This window comes from Micromonospora endophytica (genome assembly GCF_003236305.1).
GTDB lineage: Bacteria > Actinomycetota > Actinomycetes > Mycobacteriales > Micromonosporaceae > Micromonospora > Micromonospora endophytica.
In genome coordinates, this window is the sequence record NZ_POTX01000437.1 from 1 (window position 1) to 2,238 (window position 2,238).

The window sequence follows — 2,238 nt, forward strand, 5'->3', positions numbered from 1 at the left end:
GCGCGGGAGGGTTAGGCGGGGGCCGGGGCCTTCGGCGGAGAGTTCATCGTTGGGGTTGTAGAGGGCGCAGCGGCGTAGGGAGAGGCAGCCGCAGCCGATGCAGCCGTCCAGGTCGTCCCGGAGCCGGTTCATCAGCCTGATCTTCTCGGTCAGCCGCTCCCGCCAGGCGGTGGAGATCTGCGCCCAGTCCTCGGCGGTGGGCGTACGCGAGGCGGGCAGCGACTCCAGCGCGGAGCGGATCTCTTCCAGCGAGATGCCTACCTGCTGGGCGATCCGGATGAAGGCGACCCGGCGCAGCTCGCCACGGCTGTACCGGCGCTGGTTGCCGCCGGTGCGCTCGGCCCGGATCAGCCCCAGCCGCTCGTAGTAGCGCAGGGCGGAGGGTGCCACCCCGCTGCGGACGGCGAGTTGACCGATGGTGAGTGATTCCTGCATCACGCTGCCTTGAGTTGAACCTCGCTTCAACTTACAGGCTATCTGCATGACATCACTCGCCACCATCACCCACCGGATCGCCGAAGCCGCCGCACCACTCGACGGCCGCCACGACCCCGACCGACACGACCCCGACCGACACGACGCCGGACGACACGACGCCGGACGAAACCACGCCGACCGGCACGACCCCGGACGACATGACGACAGCCATCCGGTCGTGCCGCTGTTGGAGCGGATCCGGGCCGGTCGGGAGTTCGGGCCGAACGTCTACTCGACCCTCGACGTGCTCTGGGTGCTCTACGACCGGGTGCTGCGGGTCAGCCCCGCGACCGTCGACGCACCCGACCGGGACCGGTTCCTGCTCTCCAAGGGGCACGCGGTCGCCGGCTACTACGCGGTGCTGGCCGCGAAGGGCTTCGTCCCGCCCGACTGGCTGGACGACCAGGGCGGGTCGGAGAGCCGGCTCGGCGACCACCCGGACCGCACGCTGGTGCCGGGCGTGGAGATCGGCTCTGGTTCGCTCGGGCACGGCCTCGGCCTGGGCGTCGGCACCGCGCTCGGCCTGCGCGCCCAGGGCCTGCTCGACAGCAGGGTGTACGTCCTCCTCGGCGACGCCGAACTCGACGAAGGATCCAACCACGAGGCGATCGCGTACGCGGGTGCGGCCGGCCTGCCCAACCTGACCGCGATCGTTGTCGACAACTCCTCCGCCACCCACGGCTGGCCGGGCGGGGTGGCGAGCCGGTTCGCGGTGAACGGGTGGACCGCCGCCGTTGTCGACGGGCGGGATCACGACGCGCTGTACCACGCGCTCACCGGGCACCACGGTCACCGGCCACACGTCGTCGTCGCTGTCGTCGAGAACGGAAAGTAGCCATGCGGGAACGTTTCATCGAGACCACCACCACGCTGCTGGCGGAGGATCCGCGTACCGCTCTGGTGCTCGCCGACATCTCCGCCGACTCGTTCGCACCGGCCGCCCGGCGGCATCCCGACCGGGTGCGCAACGTCGGCATCCGGGAGCAGTTGATGCTCGGCGTCGCCGGTGGCCTGGCGTTGACCGGGCTGCGGCCGATCGTGCACAGCTACGCGCCGTTCCTCGTCGAGCGGGCGTACGAGCAGATCAAGCTCGACCTCGACCACCAGGCGGCGAGCGCGGTGCTGGTCAGCGTGGGCGCCTCGTACGACCGGCCGGCGGCTGGCCGGACCCACCTCAGCCCGGCCGACGTCGCGCTGATCGACACCCTCACCGGGTGGACCGTGCACGTGCCGGGACACCCGGCCGAGGTGCCGGAGCTGCTGCGCGCCACGGTGACCGGCGACACCTCGGCGTACCTGCGGTTGTCCACCCGACACAACCAGCGCCCGTACGACGGCACCGGCGACCTGATCGTGGTGCGGGACGCGGGGGCCGGCGCGCCGCTGCTGGTCGCGGTGGGTCCGGTGCTTGACGCGGCGCTCGCGGCGGCGGCGGACCTGCCGGTGACCGTGGCGTACACGCACCGGCCGCGACCGTTCGACACCGCCGGGCTGCGTGCCCTGGCGTCCCGCGAGGTGATCCTGGTCGAACCCTATCTGGCCGGCACCTCGGCCCGGGTGGTCGCGGCGGCGCTGGCGGACCGGCCGCACCGGCTGCTCGCCCTGGGTGTGGGGCGGGAGGAACTGCGGCGGTACGGCTCGGCCGAGGACCACGACCGCTGGCACGGGCTCGACCCGGCCGGGCTACGCCGCTCGCTCACCGGCTTCCTCTCCCCCGCACTGGTCTGAGGGAGGCGGCACAGGGTCGGGAGGTGGGCTACC

The 2,238-nt window shown here is 72.3% G+C and carries 3 protein-coding genes; 2 read left to right on the plus strand and 1 reads right to left on the minus strand.

All coding sequences use genetic code 11. The annotated features are described in order from the left end of the window. The coding region (gene soxR / locus C1I93_RS30225) for a redox-sensitive transcriptional activator SoxR (RefSeq protein WP_111246641.1) at window positions 1-435 on the minus strand (435 nt) is incomplete at its 3' end. Window positions 436-481: 46 nt separating this feature from the next. On the opposite strand from soxR, the gene C1I93_RS30230 reads away from it, so the two are divergent. Continuing rightward, window positions 482-1,312, plus strand: a complete 831-nt coding sequence (locus tag C1I93_RS30230; protein ID WP_111246642.1) for a thiamine pyrophosphate-binding protein — start codon at window positions 482-484, stop codon at window positions 1,310-1,312. Window positions 1,313-1,314: 2 nt separating this feature from the next. Next, window positions 1,315-2,205: a transketolase family protein gene (locus C1I93_RS30235; RefSeq protein ID WP_111246643.1), complete on the plus strand. Its 891-nt coding sequence runs from the start codon at window positions 1,315-1,317 to the stop codon at window positions 2,203-2,205. Window positions 2,206-2,238 lie beyond the last annotated feature (33 nt).